Annotated in this window: 2 protein-coding genes; both read left to right on the plus strand. The window is 60.6% G+C overall.

Annotated elements, in window-relative coordinates:
• Positions 1 to 277, plus strand: a 277-nt coding sequence (locus tag EN750_RS37250) for an ABC transporter permease (protein WP_189526818.1), incomplete at its 5' end; no start/stop codon positions are given.
• Position 278: 1 nt separating this feature from the next.
• Positions 279 to 743: ATP-binding cassette domain-containing protein (locus EN750_RS37255; RefSeq protein ID WP_127399474.1), on the plus strand; the 465-nt coding region annotated here is incomplete at its 3' end.

A 743-nucleotide genomic window follows, 5' to 3' on the forward strand; every position in this document is an offset into this window, starting at 1 on the left:
CATACTGGCTGCCTGGCTCTATTCCGACATCCCGCCCGCCGCCTTCATCGACCGGTTGCGCGTCGCCATCGATCTCAGCACCATCTTTGCCGGCCTGATCAAGGCGCCGTTCATGGCCATGATCATCGGCACGATTGCCTCGGTCGAAGGCATGAAGGTCGGCGGCAGCGCCGAATCGCTCGGCCAGCATGTTACCGCTTCGGTTGTGAAGTCGATCTTCGTCGTCATCATCCTCGACGGACTTTTCGCCATGTTCTACGCAGCGATCGAGTTCTGAGATGAAGCTGCGAAACAGGAAAAGGGCGGGCGCATTGGCGGATGAGGCGGGCGAGGGCGACATCGTGCTATCCGCGCACGACATCAGCGTGTCCTTCGCCGACAAGCTTATCCTCGACAGACTGTCGCTCGACATAAGGCGCGGCGAAATCCTTGGATTTGTCGGCGCCTCGGGTGCTGGTAAATCCGTTCTGCTGCGCACCATTCTCGGCCTGACGCGCAAGCAGTCGGGTACGATCAAGCTGTTCGGCGTCGATGTCGAGAAAGCTGATGATGCCGAGCGTCTGCGCATCGACATGCGGCTTGGCGTGCTGTTCCAGCACGGCGCGTTGTTCTCGGCGCTGACAGTGCTGGAAAACGTCCAGGTGCCGATGCGCGAATATCTCGACCTGCCGCGAAAGCTGATGGACGAACTGGCGATGCTCAAGATCGAGCTGGTCGGGCTGCCGCCCGACGCAGCGCAGAAA

Origin of the sequence: Mesorhizobium sp. M7A.F.Ca.ET.027.03.2.1, assembly GCF_003999175.1 — a bacterium.
Classification (GTDB): Bacteria; Pseudomonadota; Alphaproteobacteria; order Rhizobiales; family Rhizobiaceae; genus Mesorhizobium.